The organism is Actinoplanes sp. NPDC023801, assembly GCF_040639655.1.
Taxonomy (GTDB): domain Bacteria; phylum Actinomycetota; class Actinomycetes; order Mycobacteriales; family Micromonosporaceae; genus Actinoplanes.
In genome coordinates this window covers 1-1,462 of sequence record NZ_JBFAAI010000082.1, presented here as the reverse complement: position 1 = coordinate 1,462, position 1,462 = coordinate 1, and the positions used below count along the sequence as shown (strand labels likewise).

Sequence of the window (1,462 nt, the reverse complement as noted above, 5' to 3'; positions counted from 1 at the left end):
GCTCAGGGCTGCCCTGCTGCTTTTGGGTCGGTCAGCCGTAGCTGGGTGAGGAACAGCTGAGCGGCGGTGGCAAGGGTGACGTGGCGGTGCCAGCCGATCCAGGAACGGCCTTCGAAGTGGTCAAGACCGAGGCCGGTTTTGAGCTCGCGGTAGTCGTGTTCGATGCGCCAGCGGCTCTTCGCGAGCTGGACCAGGTCGGTCAGCTCGGTGTCGGCGGGTAGATCGGATAGCCAGTAGTCGGTGGGTTCGTCCTGGCCGGGTGGCCATTGCACGAGCAGCCAGCAGTCGGGCAGGACGCCGTCGCCGCGCGGGCGCAGGCCTTCGCGGACGGTTCTGCCGGCGGGCCGGACCCGTAGCGCGAAGAAGTGTCCCGACAGGGTGCCGGCGCTGCGGTTGCCGTCGGTGCCGGCTGCGGGCAGCCGTTTGCGCCAGTGCACCGGTGTGGCCTGTTCGGCGCCGTGGTCGAGGGCGAGGTCTTTGATGCTGCGGGCCGGGTGCGGATACCGCGGCGTGGGATATTTTCCGACTCCGGCATAGGTTACCGCGACGGGTTCGGCGTGGCCGGGTTGGGCGGTGGTACTGGAGGTGGTCGCGACAATGTAGGCAATGTTGCGGTCGGTCAGGCCTTGCCGGAACTCGGCGACCTGCCCGTAACCGGCGTCGGCGGTCAGCAGCGGCGGTCGTAGGCCCCAGCCGGCCAGTTCGTCGAGCATCTCCAGAGCCATCAGCCATTTCGGCCGGTAGCGTTCGTCGTCCGGGATTCTCGACGCCGCCCGACGCCGCAAAATCTGGGCGATCTGTTCATCGCGGGGCACCTGCTTGCGCACGTGCGGCTTCTTCTTCCCGGCTTCGTCCAGGGTGACCGGTTGCCGTCGCAGTCGGCGGGCGTGGGTGTTGGCGACCTTCCCGGCCTCGTCGGGCACGCACGTCTCGTCCCAGGACTCCGGGACGAACAACCGCCAGTCGAGCACCGCCGACGCGGTGTCGGACGCCGCGTGGACGCTGACAGCGATCTGGCAATTGCCGACCTTGCCCAACGTTCCGGAGTACTGCCGAGCGACACACGCCGAGGCCGAGCCGTCCTTGGCGAAGCCGGTGTCGTCAACCACCCACACGGCCGGCGTCACCACCTGCACCGCAGTCGTCGCCGTCCGCCGCCGCACCCCGGTCACGTCCCAGGTTGAGGACGTCAGGAACTGCTGCAACTGCTGATGATCCACCCCAAGACGTGCAGCCATCGGCTGCATCGACTTCCGCCGTCCATCCAGCATCAGTCCACGCAGATACCGCAAACCCGTCTCACGCTGATCTACCCGCGGCAACCCCGCGAACGTCTGCGCCGCGAACTCCTGCAACCTCTCCCGAACCCGAGCCAGCGCACCCTCATCCACGCCGCGCAGCCAAACACCTTCACCCAACAGCTACAAGCGACACACCGTACCGACCTAACAAAGTCCTACTA

1 protein-coding gene is annotated in these 1,462 nt (G+C 67.4%); it reads right to left on the bottom strand.

The annotated features are described in order from the left end of the window. Positions 1–2: 2 nt before the first annotated feature. Positions 3–1,391 carry a transposase gene (locus AB0G04_RS44170; RefSeq protein WP_360996746.1) on the bottom strand — a complete coding sequence of 463 codons (1,389 nt, stop codon included), beginning with the start codon at positions 1,389–1,391 and terminating at the stop codon, positions 3–5. Between the last annotated feature and the right edge of the window lie 71 nt (positions 1,392–1,462).